This window comes from Cupriavidus sp. H18C1, assembly GCF_049311595.1.
GTDB lineage: Bacteria > Pseudomonadota > Gammaproteobacteria > Burkholderiales > Burkholderiaceae > Cupriavidus > Cupriavidus cauae.
Map to the genome: position 1 here is coordinate 2,089,753 of NZ_CP186009.1, position 25,502 is coordinate 2,115,254.

Genomic DNA, 25,502 nt, shown 5'->3' on the forward strand with positions numbered 1-25,502 from the left:
GTCATCGGATCCCTCACGACCGGTTGTCGACCTTCGGCGCGTCCGGCGTGGTACTGCCCGGATCGCGCAGGTCGCCCTCGCCGACGCCCGGCGGGAACTGGCCGCGACGGATCTGGCGGAAGGTGTCGTTCGGCCCGCTGGGCTCCGGCGTGGTGGTGGCCCCGCGCACCAGTTCGGGCTCGTCACTCTTCTCGCCGGGCTGGCGATGCGACTGCGCCGATTCCCAGGCTTCGCGCGGTTGTTGTTCGGCCGGGTGCTGGCCCTGGCCTCCGCCTTGAGCTTGGCTCTGGCCCGCGCCTTGGCTCGTTCCTTGGTCCGCGCCTTGGCTCGCCCTTTGGCCCGGGCCTTGACCCGGCCCCTGAGCGGCCGACGCGGTCTGGCCGCCAGCGTCCTGCTGCCGCGGCTCGCCCGCCCGCTGGCCCTGCATGCGGGCCTCGTCGCCCTTGCTGACGCCCTCATGCGTCGTGGTGTGCTGCCCCGGGGTCAGCAGCACGCCGAGGTCGCGCTCGCCGTTTGCACCTTCATGCCCACCCGGCTGCGCACCCGCCTGCCCGCCATGGCGGTCCTCGTCCTGCCGGACCGACTGGTCGATCTCGCTACCCGGGTCCTCGTTGCCAGTCGCGCTCAGCGCGCCTTCGCCGAGCTGGCCCGCACGTTCGTGCGGCGCGGTCTCCTGCAGCGGCTTCGGCGTACCCATGGGATCGAAGTCGGACCAGCGGCCGTTCTCCCACTGCCCCTCGGCCTGTTCGAGTTCGCGTCCGCCCTCCAGGCGGATCAGTTCGGCCGCGGTCTGCAGCCGTTCGGGTTCCACGCGGGCGGCCAGCAGCACGCCGGGCGGGCGCGCCAGTTCCTGTGTGGCCTGGGCCGTGCCGACCGTGAAGATCGATACATCCCATACCGAGAATCCGTGTCCATAAAGCCCTCGCGCCGCGCGCTCGGCGTCGGCGAAGGAATCGAAACGCCCTGCCACGATGGTCGACATGATTGGCTCCTGGGTTCGGCTACGACATTCTCGGTGCCGTGCAAGGAATGCGCCCGCGCGTGCCGGCACGCCGGGTGCCCGCCGTCGCGGGATCGCCGCCGGTGAAGCATGTCGAACTTGCAACACGCATACCGATCTACACGGGCTCGTCGGCTCGGCAGTCGTCGGCCATCGAGCCATCGAGCCGACGTCCCGGCTTCACGCATCATCGCGCCGGCGACGCTCCTTCGATTCGAGCTCGGCGGCGACCTCTTCTTCCAGATCGTGCCGCGCCTCCTGCTTGGCAACGTGGGTCTGCAGCGCTTCCTCGAGCCCGTGGGTTTCCTCGATATCGCTTTCACGCTCGGCCAGCTCGGACAGTTGCCGGTAGAACGCCGCCAGCTTCTTCAGGTCTTCCTCGTCGAGGTCCTCGATCGACACCAGCCGGCTGCTGGCATGGCGATGCGAGGCCAGCAGCTCGTTGAGCTTCAGGTGCACCGCCAGCGAATCCTTGTTCTGCGTCTGCTGAATCAGGAACACCATCACGAAGGTAATGATGGTCGTCGCGGTGTTGATCACCAACTGCCAGGTCTCGGAGTAATCGAACATCGGCCCCGTCACGGCCCACAGCAGCACTACGCCCACGGCGGAGGCGAACGCGATCGGCGAGCCGGCGCCCCGCGTGGCATGGCCGGCGAACCATTCGAAGGCGTGCATCACGCGCCGTCGCCAGCTCTGACGATCTTCTTCCGACGCGCCATTGCCGGCGCCATTGGTGTTGCCATTGGCTGACTTGCCGTTGGTGGATTTGCCGTTGGCGGATTTGCCGTTGATTGCATCGCGGGCGACGCTGGCGAGGCGTTCGCGGTCGGTACTGGCTGCGTGGGGCATGGCGGTTCTCGAAGCGCCTTCCGGCACGGCGGGCCGCGGCAAGCAAAGCGCGTCCGCGCCGGACGATCGGCAATACCGATATACGGCAAGTTCCATACCCGGCGCGCGAGTACGGGCCGCGTGGCGCACGCCAATGACGAAAGAGACTTCGCTTCGGTGACGGCGCCGCCATGCGCCGTACTTTTTACAAGTGACGGCGGCAAACTTTGCATGTCGATCACGTGCGATCGTGTCATCGCGCGTCGTCCGCGCGCCCCGCTTTCGCATGCCGTCCCCCGCGCACAGCGGTACGGTTCTTGCGGTTCATCATCCGGCGGGCAACAGCAGCATCAGCCCGGCGAAGTGAGCGGCGCGTGCCGCCACTCGGTACGCAAGGAGGGACAGATGAGCAACGGTAGCAATCAGCGCTACCCCGGCGGCTACGGTGGCTATGGCAGCGGTCCGGGGCGGGATCAGGGAGCGGCAGCGAATGGTGGCGTGACAAGGACGGTGACGATATGGGCGAAGAAATGCGGTTTGGCGAGTACGGCGACGAAGGCGATTACGGCCGCGAGCAATACGGCGGGCGTGAGCAATACGGCCGCGGGCAATCCGGCCGTGGACAGTACGGCGGCCAGCGCCCGGGCCAGCAGCGATACGGCCAGGGTCAGGGTCAAGGTCAGGGCCAGGGCCAGCAACGCTACGAGAACGAACGCGAACGCTGGCGCGATGAATGGGGCGCCGGACGTGGCGGTGGCGGTGGCGATCGCTCGCGCAGCGGCGGCGGCGGTTCCTCGTTCGAGCAGCAATCCTCGCCGCGCTATCGCGGCGGCGGCCAGGGCCGCTATGACCCGACCGACATGGGCGGCGCGCGCAATCCGTACAGCAGCGGCTATGCCGGCTATGACCCCAGCGGCGGCGGCGTGGAGCGCTACGGCATGTACGGCGTGCGCGATATCGGCCGCGAGGACGATTGGGAATCGCGCCAGGGCTACGGCAGCCAACAGTACGGCGGCCAGCAATCCGGCGGCTACGGGCGCGAGCAAGGCCGCCGCGGCGGCGGCTCGGAAACCTGGCGCGAACTCGAGGCGCGCGACCGTTCGCGCCGCGGCGGCAACGAGCCCGGCTATGGCGGCGGCTACTACGGCAGCAGCTCGAGCGGCGGTCAGTCGTACAGCGGCGGACAGCGAACCTATCCGGGCGATCCGGGCTATCGCCAGAGCGGTACCTCCGGCTATGGCGGCAGCTCCGGCCAGGGCGGCCGCGGCTACGGGCTGGAGAGCTACGAATCCGGCGGACGCGGCGGCTCGCAGTACCAGTCGGGCTACGGGTCGCAGTATGGCCAAGGGTCGCAATATGGCCAGGGACAGCAATACGGCCAGGGCCGGCAATATGGCCAGCAAGCGTCCCAGTACGGCCAGCAAGGCCAGCAATACGGACAACAGCAACGCCGCCGGCGCGTGGGCCCGAAGGGCTATCAGCGTTCGGACGAGCGCATTCGCGAGGATCTGTGCGAGCGGCTGTCCGATGTGCCGATGGTCGATGTCAGCCAGGTCTCGGTCGAGGTCAGCGGCGGCACGGTGACGCTGACCGGCTCGGTGCGCGAGCGCCATGAGAAGTTCGTGATCGAGGATATTGCCGACGAAGTGTTCGGCGTCAACGAGGTCCACAACCAGATCCGCGTCACGCGCGACATGGGCAGCGCGGGTGCCGGTTCGGAAGCCGGCGGCGACTATCGCAGCAGCAGCGGGATGCAGGGAACGTCGGGCTCTTCGGGCTCGACCTCCGCCACGTCGACCGGCTCGCCGCTGTCGTCCGGCACGATGGGAACGTCGGGTACCACGGGCAGCACGGGCAGCACCGGCTCGATGGGAACGTCCGGAACGTCGGGCACGTCGGGCACGTCCGGAACGACCGGAACATCGGGTTCGTCGGTCTCCTCCGCCTCGGGCAGCACGCCGGATATCGGCGACGGGCTAGGCTCGACCGGCAAGGGGAACAACCGCTGAGCCCGGCCGGAACGGCGCCCGTGGGCACCACGACGCTCGCGAAAGGCAGCAAGCTCCGCGCCCCGATCGCGGAGCTGCGGCCGACCCAGATCACGGTCGGCATGCTGCACGTCAAGCGCAAGATGCAGACGACGCGCCGGCAGCCCGAGGACCGGCTCGAGGCCTTCTTCGACAAGCATCGCATCCACGTGGTGGTGGGACCGCAGCATGTGCTGTGGGTCGTGGACCATCACCACTGGGTGCGCGCCTGGCACGAGCTGGGTTTCGACATCATCCCGGTGTTCGTCCGCAAGGACCTGAGCGACCGCTCCGAGGACGAGTTCTGGGAGTACATGCTGCGCCGCCATCAGGTCCACCCGTACGACGAGCACGGCCAGCGCCAGCCGCTGTCGGCGCTGCCGCGCTCTGTCTCGGGCATGCGCGACGATCCATATCGCAGTCTGGAGGCCTTTGCCCGCATCGCGGGCGGCTACCGCCGGGTCAAGCAGGCCTATCCCGACTTCAAGTGGGCGGATTTCTTCCGGCGCGAGATTCGCGGGCCGATGGGGAATACGGAATGCTTCGCCTATGCGCTGGCGTTGGCGGTCAAGGCGGCCAGGAGTCCGAAGGCGCGGGGACTGCCTGGGTATATCGGTAAATGAGCGGCAGCCAGGCAGCAACCGGGCGGCAATCCAAGCAGGAAACAAGCGGCAACCAAGCGAGAAAGGCAGCAAGACGCCGCGTCCCCGCACGCAGGGACGGCAGGGCGCCTTGTTATCTCGTCGCGGGCGCGCCCGCGCCGCCAATCACGGCGGCGACGTTCAGCGCCTGCTGCTCGCTGGCCATCGGCACGAACAACAAGCCATTGGTCACCGGCCGCGCGATCCGCGGCGTCGCCACCAGATTGCCGTTGATGGTCAGCACCAGCACCTTGCCGGGGAAGCGCTGCGTCACGGCCGCCAGCTTCTGCGCGCCGGCCTGCGTGAAGCCGAAGCGCACGTAGTGCTTGCCGTCCTTCGCCTTGACGGCCACCACCGTGTTGAGGTCGCCGCGGCTGAGCACCGGTTGCGGCGCGAACCACAACGTCGCATTGGCCATGCGCAATTCCTTGAGCTCGGGCGCGCGTTCGGGCTGGGCCAGGCGGAAATCGACGCTCGGCAGTTGCGTGGCGGCGCGGGGCGCGGCCGCAGCGGCCTGCGCTTGCGCCGGGGCTTGGGCCGGATATTGAGCCGGGGCCTGGGCCGGGTATTGGGCCGGGTATTGGGCCGGGTATTGAGTCGGGGTCTGGGCCGGAAGCGCGCCAGGCCCCATCGCACCGGGCTGGGCGCTCTGCTGGGCGGGCATCTGTTGGCAGGCGCCGAGCGCGAGCACGGCAAGAAGCGAAGCGGCGACCGATACGGCGCGATACATGGCAACTCCAAAAAAAATGGGCCGTCGCCGGCCCGATAACCACTGTGCTGCCCCGCGATCACGGGGACCCCGCATGCTACCTCAAGTCGCAGGGTCCCCGCCTGCGCGGCGGCGACGTCGAATCAGGCGCTCGTCTTCTTCACCAGCGCCTTCGCCGCTTCCTCGCACTCCTTCTCGCGCCACAGGAACTGCTGCGCGTGCTTGTCGCGGTCGAACAGGATCTTGTACTGGCAGGCCTTGTCGCCGGACGGCGTCTGCAGATGGAACAGGTAGTCCCATTCGCGCACGAAGAAGAAGCCTTCCAGGAAGTGCGGGCGGCCCAGCAGATGGTACAGCTGGTCCTTCGTCATGCCGGCCTTGACCAACGCCAGCTTGTCGGGATCCGGATGGATGCCCTCGAGCAGCGTCATGTTCTCTACGTCCATCTTCGGCCAGACCGGCGCGGCGCTGTGGCCCTTGTCGTCGATCTTGCTGAGGTTGCCGCAGCCGGCCAGCAGCAGCGCCGCGAGCACGGCCGCGCAGGGTGCGGCATGGCGTTTCATCGAATCAAACATGGTTTCGAACTCCTTGTCCCGGCATGGCGCCATCGCGCCGACGGGACGTTGATGATCGGGTAGTGGTCGGACGTGCGCCAGCTGGGGGACAGGCGCACGCCCTTGCTCCACGGACAATTCCGCGTGGCTGACCACTGATCGGCTTACCACTGATAGCCCACGCCCACCGCGCCACCGTAGTCGCCACGCGACGAAGCGGCACCGGACGCCTTGTAGATCCACGAGCCGTTGTCCGACACGCGCGACAGGCCCAGCGCATAGCCGGTCTCGCCGTTGAACGTGGCGGCACCGATGGCCACCATGCTCTTGTTCGGCAGATAGGCCTGCGGCAGGCCGGCCATCGCCATCGCGGACGCGATACCGGCGTTGGACCGGTTCTCGACCGCGCGGATACGGCTGTCCATGCCCGCGAACTTCTGGTCGATGCCCTGGCTGATGCGGTTCAGCTGGTTGACGTTGACCGCATCGGTCGGCGCCGTGCCTTCGGCCACGCCCGTGATGCGGCGATCGCCATCCTTGCCGGCCATGTTCACCGTGGTACCACCGGTGTCGCCACCCACCGAGATCGGACCGTTGCTCGTTTCCTGCTTGACGATACCGATCTTGCCCTCGACCAGGTTGTTGACCGTAGTGTTGGTCTGGTGCAGCTGCGAGCCGTTGACCGCGTCGGTCGAGTTCTCGCTGATGTTGCCGGCAGCGACGTTGGTGATCTTCGTCCCGTTGGTGCCCCCCAGCGTGATCTGCGAGCGATCCGAGTTGTCGTACTGGATCGAGTTCTCGACCTGACCCGCCGTGTCGCCGATCGCGTCGGCCACGTTGGCGTAGGTCTTGCCGTTGACGGTGAAGCCGCCGCCGATGGTGCCGGTCGCCGGGTTGTAGGTCGTGCCGCCGCCAAGGTGGTTCGCAATGCTGTCGCCCTGGTTCTTGACGATGGTGTCCTGCGCGCCCAGCGCGTCGCCGACGTTGTTGTACGTCGCGCCGCCAACCGAGTACGTCGGTGCGGTATAGGAACCCGTGGTCGAGTCGTACGAAGCGCCGCCGCCCAGCGAAGTCGCCGTGTTCTGCGCGACCTGGTTCAGCTGGCTGACGTTGACCGCATCGGTCGGCGCCGAGCCGGCGGCGACGTTGGTGATCTGCCGCTCGGCACCCACGTTGCCAACCGACACTTCGCCCACCGAGTTCTGGCCGCCGCCCACGCCGTAGCCGATGTAGCCGGTACGCGCGCCCACGGTCGTCACCGAGCCTGCGCCCAGCGCGACGCTGTTGGCGAACACCGCCTGCGAACCGGCGCCCAGCGCCAGGGACTGGATGCCCTGCGACTGCGCGTTGGTACCGAGCGCAACGCCATCGGCCTGCGACACCAGCGAGTTCTGGCCGATCGCCGTACCGCCGGGGGCGGTCTGCGCGACCTGCGCGTTCCGGCCCATGCCGATGCCGTTGTCGCCGTTGACGATCGTCTCCGGACCCACCGCGATCGAATCGACACCGACCGCCAGCGAGTCGGCCAGCGCCGAGTTCGCGTGGAAGTACTTGGTCCCGGTGGCGGTGACCGAGCCGATCGCGCCTTGCAGCTGGCGGATCGTCACGGCGTCATGCGCGCTGGTACCGTCGGCGACGTTGGTGATCTGGCGCAGCGTGTTGGTCGCGGCATTGCCGACCGACACCGCACCGGCAAGATTCACGTCCGTGGTGTTGTACGGCACCAGGGCGGTACCGGCCGTGATCGTGCCGCTGACCGGGGCCAGCGCGCGATCCGACACCGAACCCGAACCCAGCGCCACGCCGCCATCGACACTCGAGACCGCGCCATTACCCATCGCGATGCTGTTCGCGTTGTTGGCGACCGCCTGCGGCCCGACGGCGATGCTGTCGTTGCCGATTGCCTGGCTGTCGGCCAACGTCGAATTGGCGTGGAAGTACTTGATGCCCGCGCCGTTGTTGATATCGCCAATGATGTTGTTCAGGTTGGCGATATTGGTCGTGTTGGTCGCGATGTTGCTGGTGTTCAGATCCACCTGCTGGTTGGTCGCGAACAGCTGCGAACCGTTCACCGCGTCGGTCGACGAGTTGCTCAGGCGGCCTGCCGCGACGTTGGTGATGGTCCGCTCCGCGCCCACCGCGCCCACGCTGACCGTCGAGCTCGGCGTCGCACCGGCGAAGGTGTACGCGTTGCCGCCGATGGTCGCGCCGCTCGTACCCACTGCCGCAGCCGTGACCGAACCCGCGCCCAACGCGATGTCGCCCGCGTTGTTGGCGACGGCGTTCGGACCGATCGCGACAGAGTCCGTGCCCAGCGCCTGGCTGTCCGGCAACGTCGAGTTGGCGTGGAAGTACTTGATGCCGCCACCGTTGTTGATGTTGTCGATGACGGTGTTCAGGTTGGCGATATTGGTCGTGTTGGTCGCGATGTTGGTGGTGTTCAGGTCCACCTGCTGATTGGTCGCGAACAGCTGCGAACCGTTCACCGCGTCGGTCGACGTATTGCTGAGACGACCCGCCGCGACGTTGGTGATGGTCCGCTCCGCGCCCACCGCGCCCACGCTGACCGTCGAGTTCGGCGTAGCACCGGCGAAGGTGTAGGCGTTGCCACCGATGGTGGCGCCGCCCGTACCCACTGCCGCAGCCGTGACCGAACCCGAGCCCAGTGCGATATCGCCCGCGTTGTTGGCGACGGCGTTCGGGCCGATCGCGACCGAGTCCGTGCCGATCGCCTGGCTATCCGGCAACGTCGAGTTGGCGTGGAAGTACTTGATGCCTGCACCGGTATTGATATCGCCAATGATGTTGCTCAGGTTGGTGATATCGGTGGTGTTCTGGTTCACCTTCTGGTTCGTCGCGTACAGCTGCGAACCGTTGATGGCGTCGGTCGAGTCGGAAGCCAGACGACCCGCCGCGACATTGGTGATGGTGCGTTCCGCACCCACGGCGCCCACGCTGACGGTCGAGGACGGATTTCCACCCGCGAAGGTGTAGGCCGTTCCGCCGATCGTCGCACCGGCCGTGCCGACCGCGGCGGCCGTCACCGAGCCCGAGCCCAGTGCCACGTCGCCGGCATTGGTTGCCGTCGCCGTATCACCGAAGGCCAGCGCACCGGCGGCACCGGCTCGCGAACCATTGCCCAGCGCGACCGAGCCCTGGCCAATGGCCGTGTTGGCATTACCGATGGCCACCGCACCGTTGGCCGCGTTGGCCGCCGTTGCCGTTGCCGTGCCGTCCGCATTGGCGATGTTGTTGGCACCGCCGACGAACGCGCCGGTACCGCTGGCGTAGCTCGGATCGCCGATGGCCACCGCGCCATCTCCATAGGCGACGTTGTTCGCGCCGATGGAGACAGCCTTGCCGCCCGTTGCACGAGCGCCGGTGCCCATTGCGACCGCGTCGGCAGAGTCGGCCACCGCCGTGGTGCCTACCGCAATGGCATTCGTGGCAGATGCACTGGCTTGATTGCCGATTGCAGTCGCTTGCTCTGCGGACGAATTGGCGCCGAGGCCCATCGCCAGCGAGCCGGTTGCTGTTGCGCTTGCCAGTCGACCGAGGGCGGTCGAACTCAGGCCGGTGGCGGCAGATTGCGCGCCGACTGCCGTTCCGCTCTGTTCGGCCAGGCTGTCGGCGCCGATGGCGACCGATTCGAACCCGTGCGACTGAGCGGCGCGGCCGAGCGAAATGGAGCTGTTGCCGTCGGTAACGGTGTCGAGCCCCAGCGCGACGCCCGCGTAATTGGTCGCGTTGGCGTTCGTCCCGACGGCGATCACGTTGTTTCCGTCCGCGGCGGCGGCGTTGCCGATCGCTACGGTCTGGTAATTGAGCGCGGTGGCAGCATTGCCCAGGGCGAGTGTCTGCTGACCATCCGCGGCGGCTAGGTTGCCGATCGCGATGGCGGCATCGTTGGTTGCAGCACTGCTGTTGCCCAACGCCATCGAACTCAGGCCGTTTGCCCGGGTCTGGCGTCCCATGGCGATGGCGTCCGCCTGCATTGCGCCTGCCCTGTCGCCAATGGCGATGCCGGATGGCGCGTTGTTGACCGTCGACCAGAAGCCGATGGAGACGCCGTTGGTGGAAGCCACGTCGACGTGCGGGAGCGCCGTGTTATTGGTGCCGATGGCAATACTGCCGTCCGCGGCCGCTACCACCTGGTTGCCCAGCGCAGTGGCATTCACAGCGCTCGCGGTGGCGGCATAGCCGATCGCCGTCGATTCCAGGCCGCTCGCATTGGCCAGGTAACCCATACTTGTGCCTTGCATTCCGCTGGCCGTCGCACCCACACCCGCTGCCACCGCAAAGCGGGCGGAGGCTCCATCGTTGTTGTAGTTTCCGCCAACCGTGCCGTTGTCATTGACGCTGTAGTAGTGGGAAGACGCCCCCGTGACCGCCGACTGCAGCGACTGCTGTACGGCGAAGAGCTGGGAACCGTTGATCGCGTCGGTCGAGTCCTGCCCAATGCGGCCCGCGGCGACGTTCTGGATCTGGCGTACGAAACCGGTGGTACCGGGTGCGCCGACGGAGACGGCACTCGTCGGGTTGGCACCGGCGAAGTTGTACGTGGTGCCGCGGATGGTCGTGCTGGCGGTGGGTGTTGGTGTTCCGGTCACCGACCCCGAGCCCAGCGCCACGTCCGCGCGGTTGGTGGCAACCGCGCCAGAGCCAAGTGCCGTGGTGTCGGGCGCCGACGCCCGGGAGGAGGTGCCGAGCGCGACCGTGTTATTGAAGCCTGCACGGGCATCGGTGCCAAGCGCCAGCGCATTGGTACCGGTGGCATTGCTGATGCGACCGATCGCCAAGGCGCTGGGGCCATTGGCAGTCGCATTCCCGCCGATGGCGATAGTGTTCTCGCCGATGGCGCTGCTCGATTCGCTCAGCGCGACGGCGCCCGCTCCCTGGGCCGTGTTGTTATTGCCGATCGCGACCGAGCCCTGGCCCATCACGGTGTTCTGGTAGCCGATGCCGACTGCGCCCTGCGCGGGGTTGCCCGGCGTGCTGACGGCTTGTCCGCCGCCGCCGACCATGTTGGTGTTACCCATCGCGACCGAGCCGTTGCCGGTCGCGGTGTTGTCCATACCTTGCGCGACCGCGCCGTCGCCGGTGGCGGTGTTCGGGTCGCCGATCGCCACGGCGCCGTTGCCGCTCGCGACGTTGCCCGATCCGATCGAGACGGCCTTGCCGCCGGTGGCTCTCGCGGCGTTACCGATGGCTACCGCGTCAGCCGAGTCCGCGACAGCACTGGTGCCCATCGCAATGGCGTCGAGCGCCGAGGCGCGCGCGCTCGATCCGATGGCCGTGGCGCGATCTGCGCTGGCATTGGCGGTATAACCGATCGCCGTCGTTGCATTGGCGGCCACACCGATACCGGCGTTGGTGCCGAGGGCGATATTGTCGTTACCCGATACGCTGTTGCCCGTGGAGGCCTGGAGGGTGGCGTCGTACATCACGGTGCCGTCGCCCGTGCCGACAGCGACATTACGCTGGCCGGTCACGCCGGACCCGGCGCCCCGCATGGCGCTGGCGACACCGCCGCCAATGGCGGTGTTCTGCAGTCCGGTGACAAGCGTCCCGGCCGCGACGCCCATTGCAACCGACCCAGTATTGCCCACGGTGGAGCCGGCACCGGCTCCCTGTCCGACCGCGACCGTGCTGTTGCCGATGGCCAATGCTTGCGTGCCGAGTGCAACGGAACTGTTGCCCGTCGCTCTCGCACCGTTACCGACAGCAGTGGCCGCATCGCTGGTAGCCGTTGCCACGCGCCCAACCGCCAGCGCATTGGCTACCGTGGCCTGGCTTTGGCGACCCACAGCGATCGCATCGACCGCCGATGCCGTCACGTCCGTGCCGATGGCGATGGCGCTTTGGGCGAGTGCGCCCGACAAGGGAGCCGTGCGCGCGCCCAGATAGATGGAGTTCAACTCAGTAGCGTTCGCCTGCGCGCCGATGGCGATGGCGTTCTGCAAGTCGGCTCTGGCGAGAAAGCCAGTTGCGATAGCACCTTGCCCACCTGCATTTGCGCGGTCGCCGACCGCAAGGCCCGACGATCCGCCTGCAACGCTTCCGAAGCCGAGCGCCGTGGCATTGATTGCCGAAGCGGCCGTGCCCGCTCCCACTGCGAGCGTGTTGTTGGCAGTCGTGGAGGCATTGAGCCCCATTGCGATTGCACCCGCGGTACCGGTGCCGGTACTCGCTGCCGTGCCAAGCGCCAGATTGTCAGTGCCGAAGGCTTGTGCCCGCGCACCGAGCGCAACTTGGCGGTTGCCGGTGTTTGTGCCTGTGGTTGCGCCGTTGCCAATGGCAATGCCGCCGTTCGCCGCTGCATCCGCCGCCGTGACATCGGTGATGGAGTCTGCAAATGCGCCAGCGCCGATTGCAATGGAGCCGGCCCATGCCCGTGCCGGATCGAAGCCGGCAGCATTGGACGACACAGCGATGGCGCCGCCGATGCCGGTGTTCACGCCACTGTCTCCGCCTTGCGGTCCCGCAAGGGCCGGGGTCAGGACGCCCAGCAGCATCGCACCAACGGTCAGCGCCACCGCGCTCTTGTTAGGCTTGCCCCGCGACTTGGTCAGTTCAGACGCCGCGACCCAGGCGCCAAGCGATTCGTTCCAGATCGTGCGATAGGACTTGTTCACGCCGTCACCCCCTTAGCGATTGCGTTGACACCCACACAGGACAGCGCACTGCCCCGCGACACCGTATTGGTTTGATGCATGGCGACTACCCCCAGAAAGTTCGCCAAAAAACAGAATGGGCAATTTGCGAAGACAAAAAGCCCCCCTTCCCCGGCGTAAACCGGGTTTCGATCCCCAAATCGAAATTGGAAAAATCGCTGGCCTGAACCGGCCGATGCGATTTGATGCAGTGCTGTGGCTACGTGGCCCGCTTCATCGGCGTTCCATCGCGCTTGCTACTGTGACAACAACACAACCGGCACCGCTGGGAACCAGCAGTGCCTGCCCCTGGTTGCCGCCCAGGTTGTACAGCGGCGTACCGGAAAGATTGGCCGCGAGGGTGCTTCCCTGTGGCAGTTGCCGGACGACGTCCGGGCACGACTGCGGGAACGGCGCCACGCGCACGAGATTGCCTTCGCAACCGCCGGCCTTGGTTGGCGCGGTCAAGACCACGCCCGCAGCCTGGCCCTTGTAGTTCGGCGTGTCGTATTTCATGCCGACCACCGCTTGTGCGGCGTGGTCGTTCGGCGAAGTCTGCTGGGCCTGCACGCTCGAGGCGTAGGTCGTGCCACGCGTCAGGATGTCGCCCAGGCCGGCAAACAGCGTGGCGCACGACTTGATCCCGACTTGTGCGGCTTGCGCCTGGAACGTGCTTGCTGGGGCCTGCGGCGTGGCTGCCTGGGCGGCCGCGTCCGCTGATGCCGCCACCAGCCCTGCCAGCGCAGCGATCGCGAATGCGGTGGCCGGCAGGCGCGACAGGGCGCGCTGCGACATGGCTCCGAAAGACGACTGCGTCATGCAACCCGTGGGGGGCGAGCGTGGCTCCGCTCGCCTGTACCCGTTTCGGCTCGTACATCTTGGGTTTTCTCCTTGCGAATTGCCAGGACCTGTCCCGGGCCCGCGGCTCCGGACACAATCCGACATCGCAATGTATTAATTGTATTAAAGCAAATACATTGACCGTCTCGTTGGCGATAATAGCGGCGATCGGTCAATCAGAATTAAAACGAATGTGAACTTTGGAAAACTATCGCCCGGGCGAAACGCCGTGCTTGGACAGTCTCAGGGCATCGCGCCGGTGGCGGCGCCGAGCAGCAGATGGTCGGTGCCCGCCTGGCAACCACGATGGCTGTGCTGCCGCGTGGTGAGGGCGTGAAAAGTGGTGCGCGCGGAGTAGAGCGGCACGGCCGTGCGGGCGCACGGAGGCGTACGAAGAGCGGGCGCGCGCATGGAATGGCTCCATGGCGCCCTATTCGGCTCGTGCATACAGACTTCTCCCAACCGATACGCGGGGTTTACCCGGTCTAACCGCCCCTTGCCATACCCGTAGCAGGCCGCATCCCGCAAACGTGCGCGGGTGCTGCCTTGCATCCGTCCGATCTACGCCGAGCCGAGGCGCGAACCGGCAGGATTTCTATTTGTAATTGATGTATCAATGATGTTACATCAACGTACACGCGATCATAGATGTGAATACCGTAATTTTCATACAGTAATTTTTATTCCACATGTAAGTAAGTCTTTAGTTGACACATGCACAAGTTTGGTGCCATCCGCGCACCCTCAAGGTTCCACCCAGCCGGTCGTTAATGACCCGTACCGCGAGCGGTCGGGCCTTGTTCATACCCCTCCGTCTCGCGTGTCATGGACAACACACTGCGCCACCGGTCACGCGGGCGTCGCGAGGAATATGGGGAAGTCATGAGCGGCTTGATGAAGGAAATCGACGAGCGCACCAACCTGACCAACAATAATCAGTTCGAGTTATTGCTGTTTCGGCTCGGAAATGCCGAGCGTTCCGGCCAAAACGAGATCTTCGGCATCAATGTATTCAAGGTCCGTGAAATTCTCGTGATGCCGAAAATCACGACCGTGGTCGGCGGCGCGCCCGCGATGCTGGGCATGGCGGATATTCGCGGGCAGGTGATTCCGGTCATCGACCTGGCCAGGATCGTCGGTTGCACGCCACAGGGCGGCAGCTGCGGCATCCTGCTGGTGACCGAGTACGCGCGCTCGACGCAGGGCTTCGCCGTCGAGGGTGTCGAGGAGATCGTGCGGCTGGAGTGGAACGAGGTGGTGTCGGCCGAGGCCAGCACCAAGGGCGGGCTGGTGACCAGCATCGCCAAGCTGAATGCGGACACCCCCCGACGCTCGGCTGGTGCAGGTGCTCGACGTCGAACAGATCCTGCGCGACGTGTTGCCGACCAGCCAGCCCGATGTCGACCCTCCACCGTCGGACCGAAGCTGTCGCTGCGCCCGGGCACGAAAATCCTGGCGGCCGACGATTCAGCCCTGGCGCGCAGCCTGATCGAGCAAGGCCTCGATGCGATGGGCGTGTCCGTGGTGATGACCAAGACCGGCCAGGAAGCGTGGGACGAGCTGAACGACATCGCGGCCCACGCGGCGAAGGCCGGACGCAATGTGCGCGATGAGATCGCCTGCGTGCTGACCGATCTGGAGATGCCGGAGATGGATGGCTTCACGCTGACCCGCAAGATCAAGGCGGACAAGCGCTTCCAGGGCATCCCGGTGGTCATCCATTCATCGCTGTCCGGCAATGCCAGCGAGGATCATGTGCGCAAGGTCGGCGCGGACGCCTACGTGTCGAAGTTCCTCGCCAAGGATCTGGCCGAGACGATCCGCGGCGTGCTGCATATGTGACGATGCGGCCTGCGCGAGCACGGCGGCAATTCCAGCGCCGCCGTGCTCGTGAAGTAACCGTGCTATAGTGTGCTCCTTCGCCCCAAGAGGCGAAAACCCGGACAGATTATTAAGACAAGACATTGTCCGGCTGGCCCCCAGGGCCCCGCCGCCCGACCTGACGTCCGGCATTCACCACCCAAGCGTTCCCGTTCCGTCGCATCACTGCTGTTTCGGCTCCAACCGAGCCGGGCCTCGCCTCGCGACCACGCCGTTCCGTAAGCCGCATCTGGCGCGCACTCACGCGCCGCAGCGCTCGACCTCCGCATGCACCTGCCTCTGGCATCTGCGCGGAACCATCGGATCAGGGCAAGGGACCGCCCCTATTCCAACTACATGAATCAACAACACAACCAAAACCAATACACCGTCGCCGTCCATCCGATCCAGCAAAGCCCCGGCCAGTGGTTCGCCACTTACATCGTCAGCCGCTATGAAAGCGGACGCGAGCGGGTGCTCGAAAACGTCGCGGTACGCGACACGCTGCATCGGACGGAAGCGCAGGCAAAGCAGGTCGCCCGCCAGGCGGGCGAACGCGCGATTACGCGCTTGCGCCGCCATTGAGCGCGCGCATTTCCAAGGAGTCCACCATGTACGCCAATCACGCTGTCTACAAGGGCTATCGCCTGTCGGCACACGTCCATCACGCCGGCGAACAAGCCGGCAAGTCGGGTACCGCGCGCGACAGCTTCGAGGCAACGGTCAACATCATTGCCCTGGGCGGAGAACCGTCGACCGGATTGCCGGCGCTGCGTTCGCATCGCGCCGGTAGCCCGCGCGAGGCGATCGAAGCGGCCGTCGCCTACGGTCGCGATGTGATCGACGGCCTGTCGAGCTTTACCAAGGGCAAGCGCAAGGCCGCTGCCACGAAGGCGCACGCGGCAGCTTGACGAAGCCGGTACGCTCGGCGCGGCAAGCACCGCGCCCGGGCAAGCTCGTCTTGCACCAGCTGGCCTGGCGCCGGCTTGTCTTTGGCCAGCTCGTCTTGCGCCAGCTCTTCTTGCGCTAGCTCGTCTTGCGCGCTTGCCCGTTCTGCGCGGGCAACACGCCCAGTTCGGCCATCATCGCCCGTGCGATGGTCATGCGCTTTGGCGCCAGTTCCTCGCGCTGCAGATCCATATTGAGCGCGAAGGCATGGACGCCGCCGTTGCGTTCGACCCAGCCCACCCACCAGCCGTGGTTCAACCCGGCATCCATCGCCCAGCCGGTCTTGCCGTAGATCGCATGGTCGCCATCGGCTTCGACGCGCAGGATCTCGCGCACCCATTGCTGGCTCAGGCGCGACGCCGGTAGCTGGCCCTGAGCCAGCCGCGCCAGAAAGCGCGTCTGTTCGGTGGCCGAGATCGCCAGCGGTCCGCGCAGCCAGAACTGATCCACCACCTTCCCGACTTGCCGGTTGCCATAGTCCAGCCGGTCGACCCACGTCTGCATCCGCTGCATGCCGATCCGCCGGGCAATGCCCTGGTAGACCGGCACATTCGACATCGCGATCGCCTCGCGCAGGTTCATGTCGCGTTGCCACTGCGGGAAGCGCGTCTTGCCGCCGCCATACGGCTGGATCTGGTCCGGATCGGCCACCACGCCGGTCTCGAAGGCGATCAGGCTGTTCGGAATCTTGTAGGTCGACGCCGGCACCATGCGCGTCTTCGCGCGCGGTGCGTTGACCAGCGTCATCCGGTTCGCCTTGACGTCGTACAGCGCAAAGCAGCCGTCGACATCCAGCGCGCGGAAGTGCGACATCAGATCCTCGCGGGCGACCTCGGTCGGCGCGGCGACGGCGCTCGCCGGCGCGGCATCGGCCAGCGCCAGCCGCGTGGCAGGCAGCAGCGCAACGCCGCCCGCCAGTTGCAGCAGGCGGCGGCGATACAGGCCATGCGCATGCAGGGACTGCGCTTCGGTACGGGACTTCATGGTCTCTCCTTGTTCATTGGGGGGCCGCTGCGATCGGCGGCTTGCCGATGGCAGCGGCAAGTGTTGTGCGCGCCGGTCCGGCCGGGCGCGGCGCATCGCCGGCCGGACAGTGCGCATCGTAGCCATGGCGGGGTTCCGGTCCAATCCTGCCCATGCGACAATCCGGCACGGCTGTCACGGCTGTCACATCGGCCGACTCTTCCGTACTTCTTCCGCTCCGTTTCGCCCCTTTTGCTACCCCCGCTCCATGCCCGATCCCGTCGTTGTCGAACTGTCCGCCCCGCAATCGGTCAACGGCACGCGCGCCGCTTACCAGTCGGTCTGGCTGCTGGTGCGGCTGCACCACGCCACGCTCGAATCCCCGCAACGGCCGCTGGTCTACGCGGACGACCTGCGCGAGCGCATGAGCAATGCGCGCACGCTGCGGATGGCGATCGCCCGCGCCTTCCAGGACTTCGGACGCTGGCAGTTGCAGGTCGGATGGGGCGAGGACGCGAGCCGCGACCCGCGCTTCCTCAATCTGGAAGGACGCAGCCAGGGGCCGTTCTGGCTGGCCGCGCACGAGCGCCAGCGCATCGTCTGCCAGGTCGATGGCGTGCCCGCCAGTGCGGACGAGGTTGCCGCCTTTCTCGGTCTGGACCGCGACGGGCGCGGACAAGGCAAGGCGGCCGCGCCGCAGCGGATGGTGACGCAGACCGACCTGTCCTTCTGGCGCCATTTCGTCGACGGCAAGCAGGCGCTGCGTGAGGGGCGATTGCTGACGCCGCTGGCGCGCGACGAAGCGGCTGCCGCCGGCATAGGTGGCAACGGCGGCCATGACGCCCCAGCCGCGCTGACCGCATTTCGCGCCGCGCGCCGGCTCGCCGTCAGCGAATTCGAGCACGCCTTTGTCGCGCTGAACGAGGCGCTGCTGTGGCGGCGGCTGGGCGATCGCGCGCAAACCCGCAAGATGCTGCGCGCGCTGCGACGACGTCGGCGCGGCCACGCGATCGCGGGCAACGACTACCTCGACGCGATGGAAGGCATCGTCGCGGCCTGGTGCGCCTACGACGAGCGCGATCTGCGCGGGGCGCTGGCGCTGCTGCAGGCGCTGGCGCAGAACGCGCCCGGCGCGACGCTGGTGCAGGTGCACCCACACGTCCGCTTCGAGTGGCACAACCTCGCCGCGCTGATCCAGCGCTCGCATGCGCTGTCGGCGGCCGCGACCAACGACACGGCAGCGGCCGGCACGCTCGCCGAGCAAGCCGTCGCGCATTTCGAGCAGGCGCTGGCGGCGGCCTTCGAATCGAACGTCTCCGATGCCGCTCAGCACGTCGCGGCGAATATCGGCATGGCGCTATGGCTGTTCGGCGAGGCCGGCATCCCGTGGAGCGGTGCCCTGCCCGGGGTCTCGTCCGAGCGCGAGGCCGAGCGCGCGATCCAGTGGATCGGCCTGTCGGAATGGCTGGGCCGCGGCGCGGGCAACCGCCATCCGTCGGCGTGGAACGCGATCTATCTGATGCGCATCGCACGCGGCGCTTGCCATACCGGGCCGCGCCCCACGCTGGCCGAATTCCAGGCCACCGCGCCGATCGGCGTCGCGGCGCTGCGCGACCTCGCGGGCCCGTTCGCCGACGCATTCACCGGTCCGGCCTGGCCCGATTCCTGGCACGAGGTCGCCGCCTGGCGCCTGGCCGAATCGCAGCGCGGCGAGCGCAAGTATCCGCTGCTGCAGCAGAGCAGCCTGTGGTTCGAACTGGCGTGGTATGCCGCCCATGCGGGGCAACTGGAACAGGCGGCCCGTGCGCTGCGTTCGCTGCGCGAGGGACTGCGGCAATTGGCGGTCAGCGATCGGCAGTATTTCGGCAAGCCGCTGCTCGATGCGCTGCCTGAGCCTGTGCATCGGCTGGCGCAGGACGACTGACCGAGCGCCCGGCAATAAAAAGGGCCCCGCCTTCGCGGGGACCCCAACGCACCACCATGGCGCCGGCACGGTGCCGGCGCCCGGCCTTCGATTACACCGGCTCGTCCGTCGCCGGATTCGGCTTGTGGTCGTCGAACCAGCGATACAGCGTCGGCACCATCACCAGCGTCAGCAGCGTCGACGTGATCAGGCCGCCGATCACCACCACCGCCAGCGGGCGCTGCACCTCGGAGCCCGGCCCGGTCGAGAACAGGAACGGCACCAGGCCCAGCAGCGCGATGGTCGCGGTCATCATCACCGGCCGGAAGCGCTGGGCGGCGCCCTGCCGCACCGCGGTGTCCAGGTCCAGACCGCTGTCGCGCAGTCCGCGGATATACGAGACCAGCACCACGCCGTTGAGCACGGCGATGCCCCACAGCGCGATGAAGCCCACCGACGCCGGCACCGACAGGTATTCGCCGGTGACGAACAGGCCGATGATGCCGCCGATCGATGCGAACGGCAGCACCGTGATGATCAGCGTGGCGAAGCGCAGCGAGTTGAACAGCAGGAACAGCAGGAAGAAGATCGCGGCGATCGTGATCGGCACGATGATCTTCAGGTGTCCCATCGCGCGTTCCATGTTCTGGAACTGGCCACCCCACTCGAAGTAATAGCCTTCGGGCAGCTTGACCTTGCTGTCTGCCGCCTGCTGCAGCTCGGCGACGAAGCCGCCGAGGTCGCGGTCCTTGACGTTGATCATCACCACCACGCGGCGCTTGGCCATTTCGCGGCTGATCTGCGCCGGGCCGTCGCTGACCTCGATCTTGGCCACGCTCTGCAGCGGCACCTGGATGCCGTCCGGCGTGGTCACCAGCAGCTGGCGGATCGACTGTACATCATGACGGAAGCGCTCCGGCAGGCGGACCGCGGCGCTGAAGCGGCGCTCGCCCTCGAAGATATCGGTGGCGCGCTTGCCGCCGATCGAGATCTCGATGATGTCGTGGATGTCCGAGACATTGAGCCCATAACGCGCGATCGCCTGGCGGTCGATCTCGATCGACAGGTACTGCTGACCGGTGATGCGCTCGATGCGGATGTCCTGCGAACCCTGGATGCCGCCGGCCACGCGCGCCACCTCGCCGGCCAGCTCGCGCAGCTTGCCGAGGTCGTCGCCGAAGATCTTGACCGCGATATCCGAACGCACGCCGCTGACCATCTCGTCGATCCGGTCGGAAATCGGCTGCGCCATCACGATCTGCACGCCGGGAATCGCCCGCAGCTTCTGGCGGATCGCCTCGGCGATGTCGTCCTGGGTCCAGCCATCGGGCCACTCGTCGCGGTCCTTCAGGCTGGCGATCGGGGTCGACTCGTTCTGGCTCTGCGGGTCCGCCGGGCTTTCGCCGCGGCCGACGCCGGAGACCACCGACTTGACGCCCGGCACGCTGAGCACCAGCTTGTTGGCCTCCTTCTCGAGCTTGATCGATTCCTCCAGCGAGATGTTGGGCACGCGGTCGATCGCCGGAACGATCGAGCCTTCCTTCATCTCCGGCATGAACGACGAACCGAGCAGCGGCACGATCGCCAGCGTGGCCAGGAACGCGACCACGGCGGCGACCACGGTCTTGCGGCTGTTCGCCATCGCCCAGCCCAGCATCCGCAGGTAGTGGCGCTTCAGGAAGGCGATCACCTTGGTGTCGTGCTCGGCGCCGCCCTTGAGCAGGTACGACGACAGCACCGGCGACAGCGTCAGCGACAGCACCAGCGAGATCGCCAGCGCGATCGCGATGGTGAAGGCCAGCGGCGCAAACATCTTGCCCTCGGTGCCGGTCAGCGTCATCAGCGGCAGGAACACCAGGATGATGATGCCGACGCCGACGATCACGGGCGTCGCCACTTCCTGCACCGCCTTGACCAGCACCTCGGTCTTGGTCAGCCTCAGCTCATCCTTGCGTCCCAATCGCTCGAACGCGTTCTCGACCACCACCACGGAGCCGTCGACCATCAGCCCGATGGCGATCGCCAGACCGCCCAACGACATCAGGTTCGCCGACAGCCCGACCTGGTTCATCACCATGAAGGTCAGCAGCGGCGTCAGCACCAGCGTGGCCAGCACGATGACGGACGAGCGCAGGTCCCCAAGGAACAGGAACAGCACGATCACCACCAGCACCACGCCTTCGAGCAGCACCTTGGTCACCGTCCACAACGCGGCATCGACCAGTTCGCTGCGGTCGTAGTACGGCACGATCTGCAGCTTGCCGGGCAGCATGCCGCGCTCGTTGATCTCGGCGACGCGCTGCTTGACGCGGCTGACGACTTCCTTGGCGTTGCCGCCGCGCATCATCATCACGATGCCGCCGACCGCCTCGGTCTGGCCGTTCTTGATCAGCGCGCCCTGCCGGACTTCATGGCCGATGGTGACCTCGGCCACGTCGCGCAGGTAGACCGGCGTGCCGTTGACCTCCTTGAGCACGATGCTCTTCAGGTCCTCGACGCCCTGTGCCAGGCCCACGCCGCGGATCAGGTACTGCTCGGCATAGTGCGGCAGCACGCCGCCGCCGGAGTTGGCGTTGTTCTGCGCCAGCGCCTGGTACACCTGCTGCACCGAGATGCCGTAGTGGCGCATGCGGTCCGGATTGATCAGCGCCTGGTACTGCTTGACGTAGCCGCCCTGGGAGTTGATCTCGGCCACGCCCGGAATCGAACGCAGCAGCGGGCGCACGACCCAGTCCTGCACGATGCGGCGTTCGGACAGCTCTTCCTGCGTCAGTTCGCGATCGCCGTCGTCGGCGCGGTCCAGCGTGTACTGGTAGACCTCGCCCAGGCCGGTGGAAACCGGGCCGAGCACGGGCGAGACACCCTCCGGCATGCGCCCGCCGACCTCGATCAGCCGCTCCATCACGAGCTGGCGCGCGAAATAGACGTCGGTGGCATCGGTAAACACCAGCGTGATCAGCGACAGGCCGGCCTTGTTCAGCGAGCGCATCTCGACCAGCCCGGGCAGGCCGGTCATCGCGATCTCGATCGGCACGGTGACGAAGCGCTCGACCTCCTCCGGCGAACGGCCGGCCGCTTCGGTGGCGATCTGCACCTGCACGTTCGTGACATCGGGGAAGGCGTCGACCGACAGCTTGCCGGCGGCGCGCAACCCGAAGAAGAACAGCACGACCGCGATCACGCAGACCACGAGCCGCTGTTTGATGGCAGCTTGGACTAGGGATTGGATCATCGTGGTCAACCTTGCTCGAGGCGCTTGCGCTCGTTATCCAGATGGAAGGCGCCATTGACCACGATGCGGTCGCCAGCCTTGACGCCGCTCTGCACCACGCGCATGCCGTCGCTCTCCGCACCGAGCTTGACCGGCACGGCGCGATACAGGCCCTCGCCCTGCTCGACGTAGACCTGCTCCTCGTTGCCGTCGCGCACCACGGCGGAACCCGGCACCACCAGCCGCTCGGTCGGCCGGCTGGCGATCACCATGCTGGCCAGCATCGCCGGCTTCAGGCGACCCTCGCGATTGTCCAGTTCTGTGCGAACCAGCACCGTGCGCGATTCGGGATTGACGGTGCGGCCCACATAGATCAGCTTGCCGGCGATGCGGCTGCGGCCCGTGCCGGCGGCCAGCGACGGCACGTCGATCTCGACGGTCTGCCCTTCGGCCACCAGCGCGGCCTGCTGCTCGGGCACCTCGGCCACGACCCAGACGCGCGACAGGTCGGCCACCGTGTACAGCGAATCGGCGGGCTGCACCACCTGCCCCTGCGCGACCTTGCGCTCGACCACGGTGCCGCTGATGCTCGAATACACCGGCGAATATGAATTGATGCTGCCGCCCTTGGACAGCTCGGCAATGGCCGCCTTGGACATGCCCAGCACGCGCAGCTGGTCGCGATAGGCATGCATCTCGGCGTTGGCGATCGCATATTCGCTCTCGCGGCGCTGCAGCTCGCCGCGGCCGATCACGTCGGCGGCGAACAGCTGGCGCGCGCGCTCGGCGTTCTGCGCCTGCAGTTGCGTTTGCGCCAGTGCCTTCAGGTACGACATCTGCGCGGCGCCCAGCTCGCTGCTGTGCAGGCGCGCCAGCACCTGGCCGGCCTTCACTTCCTGGCCAGGCATCGCGTAGAGGTCTGTCACGCGCCCGGTCACGGACGCGCCGATGCGCGCGACGCGCTGCTCGTCGAAGTCGATGCGGCCGGCCACGTGCAGCATCTCGCTGAACGGGCTGGTGGCCACGGGCGCAACCTTCAGCTGCTGCTGCAGCGACGGCTCGGGCTTGACGACCCCGGGCGGCAGCTTGGGCGCCTCGGCTGCGGGCGGCGGCTCCTCGGAACAGGCCGCGAGCGTCAACATCATGGCGGCAGCCACCGCCAGGGTACGGATGGAAAAGGGGCGCATGGTCAGTCTTGTTTCGATTCGGTGGGGAAGGTCGCGGCGGTCGGGGCCATGCCCGGTGGCGTCATGCCGGGCGCCATCGACAGCAGGCGTTCGATCTGGATCACGGCCATCTGCTGGTCGTATTGCGCGGCGATCAGTTCGTTGCGCGCGTTGCGCAGCGTGCGCTGGGCATCGATGACCTCGAGGATGCCGCGCTCGCCGTAGCGGTAGGCCGCCTGCGCGACCTGCAGCGCGTTCTCGGCCTCGCGCACGATGCCGGACTCCAGCGCGGTGACCTGGGCCTGCGTGATTTCGAGCTGGCGGTACGCCGACTCGAGCTCCTGGCCCAGTTCGAATTCGCGCATTTCATAGGCGTTGCGCGCCTGCGTGGCCTGCGCGACCGCCTCGCCCACCGGGCCCTTGCGGCGGTCCCACAGCGGAATGGTCAGCACCAGGCCGACCTGCGAGACGCTGTTGTCGGGTTCGCGCGTGGTGCTGGCGCGCACGGCCAGCTCGGGCAGCCGCAGCGAGCGCTGGTAGTCGACCGACAGATTGGCGCGCTCCAGCTCCATGCGGCGCTGGACCAGCTCGGCATTGGCCGTGCTCAGCCGCTCGCGCATCACGGCCAGATCCGGCACGTTCGGCAGCTGGCCGAGGCTGCCGGCCAGCGCGAACTTCGGCGGCAGCGCGCCGCCGACCTGCTGTCGCAGCGCCGCCTTGGCCTGGTCGACGCGGTATTCGGCGCTCTGCAGCGATTTCTGCGCGGCCAGCAGTTCGGTCTCGGCACGGATCAGTTCATAGCGCGGCGCCTCGCCGACCTCGACCCGCAGACGCGCACGCGAGTGGACCTGCTTCATCATCGCCAGGTCTTCCCGTGCCGCCGCCAGTTCGCTCTCGCGGCGCAGCACGCCGAAGTAGCCGGTTTTGACCCGGCCGGCGAGGTCGGCGTAGAAGGCCTGCAGGCCCGCTTCAGTCGCGTCGAGATTGCGCTCGGCGATCGAGCGGCGCAGGCTGCGCTGCTGGGGGGTAGTCGAGGCGCTGCGTGATCGAGAAGCTGGGCGCGTTTCCCTCCGCAACGCCGGCCTGCCGGCCGCGCAGGCGGCCGTACATCATTTCGACCTGCGGATTCGGATAGGCGCCCGCGCTGGTGACGGCGGCGCTGGCGGCGTCCACGCCGGCATGCGCGGCGACCACGCCCTTGTTCGAGTTCTGGGACAGGGAAAGCAGTTGCTCCAGCGAGAAGGCATCGGCGGCAAAAGCCGACGACACCCCAAGCGAAAGCGACGCTATCAGGGTAAGCGTAGAGATCTTCATGGCAACGAGAAAAAGCCGGACCACTGCATGCCGGCTTCGCGCGGACGGCGTTACCGCGACAAGCACACGGCCCACGGCAGCGATCGCCGCGAGCAAGACACGCAGATAGGAGGCGCGGCCGGCCCGATACGGGACCGGACCGGCGCGTCAGCGATCAGGCAGTGAGGATGGGGGGGCTTGAACAGCGCCGCGGGCAGTGGCGGCGCGCGGCCGTGGCGAGGGGGGAGAGACATCGCCGGAGGGCAGTTCGAGCGGCGCCGTCGGCAGGGCAAACAGCGCGCTGGATTCCTCGATTTCGTCGAGCACGTCGGGCGGATCGAGCAGATCGGCCGACCAGATATTGCAGTAGCCCAGCGTGGGCGCGGATTCGACGACGTCGTCGGCGTGGATGCCGTCGTCGCCCGGCGCGACGATGCGGCTGCCGTCTTCATCGCTGGCGAGGCCGCGGGCCGCGACGGCGGCCACCGCCGCCATGCTGCAGACCAGCGGTCCGACCCGGATCTGGCCCGGTCCGAGCCCCGCCGCCGCGTCCAGACGCGTGCCGGCCTGCGCTCCAAAGGAGAGCAGGAACAGGCAGCACGCAATCAGAAAGGGCAGTAAGGCTCGCATGGACGGGAATGGGGCGCCGGTACGCAGCCGCTGGCGGGAGCACAGAAATATGACGGCTAGTGCTCTGCGTAATAAGACGCAAGAGCGGCATTGTAACCGAATGCAATCGCATGGACAGGGTAAGCCCTAGGTTGTTCCCGAAAACGTGACGATCTGGGATATCGGGCGGGGTGTTCCGCCCCGCCCGTTCCGGCCGATTTGCGGCCCGATTTGCCGCCGGATTTGCCGCCCGATTTGCCGCCGGATTGCGCCCAGCCGTGCCGATCCGCGCCG

General features: G+C 67.2%; 16 protein-coding genes and 2 pseudogenes. 6 read left to right on the top strand and 12 right to left on the bottom strand.

Features of this window, described 5'->3' with window-relative positions; translation table 11 throughout:
- Nucleotides 1-13 precede the first annotated feature (13 nt).
- Together OJJOAM_RS25310 and OJJOAM_RS25315 are read right to left on the bottom strand one after the other, a co-directional pair.
- Nucleotides 14-982, bottom strand: a complete 969-nt coding sequence (locus OJJOAM_RS25310) for a hypothetical protein (protein WP_422650296.1) — start codon at nt 980-982, stop codon at nt 14-16.
- Nucleotides 983-1,180: 198 nt separating this feature from the next.
- Entirely contained in the window at nt 1,181-1,678 is a 498-nt protein-coding gene (locus OJJOAM_RS25315) for a low affinity iron permease family protein (RefSeq protein ID WP_422651061.1), read from the bottom strand.
- Nucleotides 1,679-2,349: 671 nt separating this feature from the next.
- Between OJJOAM_RS25315 and OJJOAM_RS25320 the strand changes: the two genes are divergently transcribed.
- Together OJJOAM_RS25320 and OJJOAM_RS25325 are read left to right on the top strand one after the other, a co-directional pair.
- A complete protein-coding gene (locus OJJOAM_RS25320) occupies nt 2,350-3,840 on the top strand; it encodes a BON domain-containing protein (RefSeq protein ID WP_422650297.1) in 1,491 nt (496 codons plus the stop codon).
- Nucleotides 3,841-3,860: 20 nt separating this feature from the next.
- Complete coding sequence (locus OJJOAM_RS25325; protein WP_422650298.1) at nt 3,861-4,481, top strand: ParB-like protein; 621 nt, start codon at nt 3,861-3,863, stop codon at nt 4,479-4,481.
- 112 nt (nt 4,482-4,593) lie between these two features.
- Here the strand turns inward: OJJOAM_RS25325 and OJJOAM_RS25330 are convergent, their stop codons facing one another.
- From OJJOAM_RS25330 to OJJOAM_RS25350, 5 genes are all read right to left on the bottom strand, one after another.
- Nucleotides 4,594-5,229 carry a hypothetical protein gene (locus OJJOAM_RS25330; RefSeq protein ID WP_422650299.1) on the bottom strand — a complete coding sequence of 212 codons (636 nt, stop codon included), beginning with the start codon at nt 5,227-5,229 and terminating at the stop codon, nt 4,594-4,596.
- Nucleotides 5,230-5,351: 122 nt separating this feature from the next.
- Complete coding sequence (locus OJJOAM_RS25335) at nt 5,352-5,783, bottom strand: outer membrane protein assembly factor BamE (RefSeq protein ID WP_422650300.1); 432 nt, start codon at nt 5,781-5,783, stop codon at nt 5,352-5,354.
- Between the two features lie 143 nt (nt 5,784-5,926).
- On the bottom strand, nt 5,927-12,397 hold the full coding sequence (locus OJJOAM_RS25340) for a YadA-like family protein (protein ID WP_422650301.1): 6,471 nt from the start codon (nt 12,395-12,397) through the stop codon (nt 5,927-5,929).
- Nucleotides 12,398-12,649: 252 nt separating this feature from the next.
- On the bottom strand, nt 12,650-13,210 hold the full coding sequence (locus OJJOAM_RS25345; RefSeq protein ID WP_422650302.1) for a hypothetical protein: 561 nt from the start codon (nt 13,208-13,210) through the stop codon (nt 12,650-12,652).
- A 288-nt stretch (nt 13,211-13,498) separates the two neighbouring features.
- Nucleotides 13,499-13,621 carry a hypothetical protein gene (locus tag OJJOAM_RS25350; protein WP_422650303.1) on the bottom strand — a complete coding sequence of 41 codons (123 nt, stop codon included), beginning with the start codon at nt 13,619-13,621 and terminating at the stop codon, nt 13,499-13,501.
- A 516-nt stretch (nt 13,622-14,137) separates the two neighbouring features.
- On the opposite strand from OJJOAM_RS25350, the pseudogene OJJOAM_RS25355 reads away from it, so the two are divergent.
- From OJJOAM_RS25355 to OJJOAM_RS25365, 3 genes and pseudogenes are all read left to right on the top strand, one after another.
- A pseudogene (locus OJJOAM_RS25355) lies at nt 14,138-15,097 on the top strand (chemotaxis protein).
- Between the two features lie 375 nt (nt 15,098-15,472).
- Entirely contained in the window at nt 15,473-15,700 is a 228-nt protein-coding gene (locus OJJOAM_RS25360; RefSeq protein WP_422650304.1) for an isochorismatase, read from the top strand.
- A gap of 26 nt (nt 15,701-15,726) precedes the next feature.
- A complete protein-coding gene (locus OJJOAM_RS25365) occupies nt 15,727-16,026 on the top strand; it encodes a GTP cyclohydrolase (RefSeq protein WP_422650305.1) in 300 nt (99 codons plus the stop codon).
- Between the two features lie 115 nt (nt 16,027-16,141).
- Here OJJOAM_RS25365 and blaOXA read toward each other — a convergent pair whose 3' ends face one another.
- Nucleotides 16,142-17,047, bottom strand: coding sequence for an OXA-837 family class D beta-lactamase (gene blaOXA / locus OJJOAM_RS25370; protein WP_422650306.1), 906 nt, complete (start codon nt 17,045-17,047; stop codon nt 16,142-16,144).
- Between the two features lie 247 nt (nt 17,048-17,294).
- On the opposite strand from blaOXA, the gene OJJOAM_RS25375 reads away from it, so the two are divergent.
- A complete protein-coding gene (locus OJJOAM_RS25375; protein ID WP_422650307.1) occupies nt 17,295-18,950 on the top strand; it encodes a hypothetical protein in 1,656 nt (551 codons plus the stop codon).
- 91 nt (nt 18,951-19,041) lie between these two features.
- On the opposite strand, the gene OJJOAM_RS25380 is transcribed toward OJJOAM_RS25375, so the two are convergent.
- From OJJOAM_RS25380 to OJJOAM_RS25395, 4 genes and pseudogenes are all read right to left on the bottom strand, one after another.
- Nucleotides 19,042-22,161 (bottom strand): efflux RND transporter permease subunit, encoded by a 3,120-nt coding sequence (locus OJJOAM_RS25380; protein WP_422650308.1) that lies wholly within the window; start codon nt 22,159-22,161, stop codon nt 19,042-19,044.
- A gap of 5 nt (nt 22,162-22,166) precedes the next feature.
- Nucleotides 22,167-23,327 (bottom strand): efflux RND transporter periplasmic adaptor subunit, encoded by a 1,161-nt coding sequence (locus OJJOAM_RS25385; protein ID WP_422650309.1) that lies wholly within the window; start codon nt 23,325-23,327, stop codon nt 22,167-22,169.
- Between the two features lie 2 nt (nt 23,328-23,329).
- A pseudogene (locus tag OJJOAM_RS25390) lies at nt 23,330-24,620 on the bottom strand (TolC family protein).
- Between the two features lie 147 nt (nt 24,621-24,767).
- Complete coding sequence (locus OJJOAM_RS25395; RefSeq protein ID WP_422650310.1) at nt 24,768-25,229, bottom strand: cobalt-zinc-cadmium resistance protein; 462 nt, start codon at nt 25,227-25,229, stop codon at nt 24,768-24,770.
- Nucleotides 25,230-25,502 lie beyond the last annotated feature (273 nt).

Bases quoted from the DNA above. Each gene is read 5' to 3' on its own strand.
- OJJOAM_RS25320 (WP_422650297.1), top strand. From the start codon at position 2,350: ATGGGCGAAGAAATGCGGTTTGGCGAGTACGGCGACGAAGGCGATTAC.
- OJJOAM_RS25310 (WP_422650296.1), bottom strand. From the start codon at position 982: ATGTCGACCATCGTGGCAGGGCGTTTCGATTCCTTCGCCGACGCCGAG.
- OJJOAM_RS25330 (WP_422650299.1), bottom strand. From the start codon at position 5,229: ATGTATCGCGCCGTATCGGTCGCCGCTTCGCTTCTTGCCGTGCTCGCG.
- OJJOAM_RS25375 (WP_422650307.1), top strand. From the start codon at position 17,295: ATGCCCGATCCCGTCGTTGTCGAACTGTCCGCCCCGCAATCGGTCAAC.
- OJJOAM_RS25360 (WP_422650304.1), top strand. From the start codon at position 15,473: ATGAATCAACAACACAACCAAAACCAATACACCGTCGCCGTCCATCCG.
- OJJOAM_RS25385 (WP_422650309.1), bottom strand. From the start codon at position 23,327: ATGCGCCCCTTTTCCATCCGTACCCTGGCGGTGGCTGCCGCCATGATG.
- OJJOAM_RS25395 (WP_422650310.1), bottom strand. From the start codon at position 25,229: ATGCGAGCCTTACTGCCCTTTCTGATTGCGTGCTGCCTGTTCCTGCTC.
- OJJOAM_RS25345 (WP_422650302.1), bottom strand. From the start codon at position 13,210: ATGTCGCAGCGCGCCCTGTCGCGCCTGCCGGCCACCGCATTCGCGATC.
- OJJOAM_RS25315 (WP_422651061.1), bottom strand. From the start codon at position 1,678: ATGCACGCCTTCGAATGGTTCGCCGGCCATGCCACGCGGGGCGCCGGC.
- OJJOAM_RS25365 (WP_422650305.1), top strand. From the start codon at position 15,727: ATGTACGCCAATCACGCTGTCTACAAGGGCTATCGCCTGTCGGCACAC.
- OJJOAM_RS25380 (WP_422650308.1), bottom strand. From the start codon at position 22,161: ATGATCCAATCCCTAGTCCAAGCTGCCATCAAACAGCGGCTCGTGGTC.
- OJJOAM_RS25335 (WP_422650300.1), bottom strand. From the start codon at position 5,783: ATGTTTGATTCGATGAAACGCCATGCCGCACCCTGCGCGGCCGTGCTC.
- blaOXA (WP_422650306.1), bottom strand. From the start codon at position 17,047: ATGAAGTCCCGTACCGAAGCGCAGTCCCTGCATGCGCATGGCCTGTAT.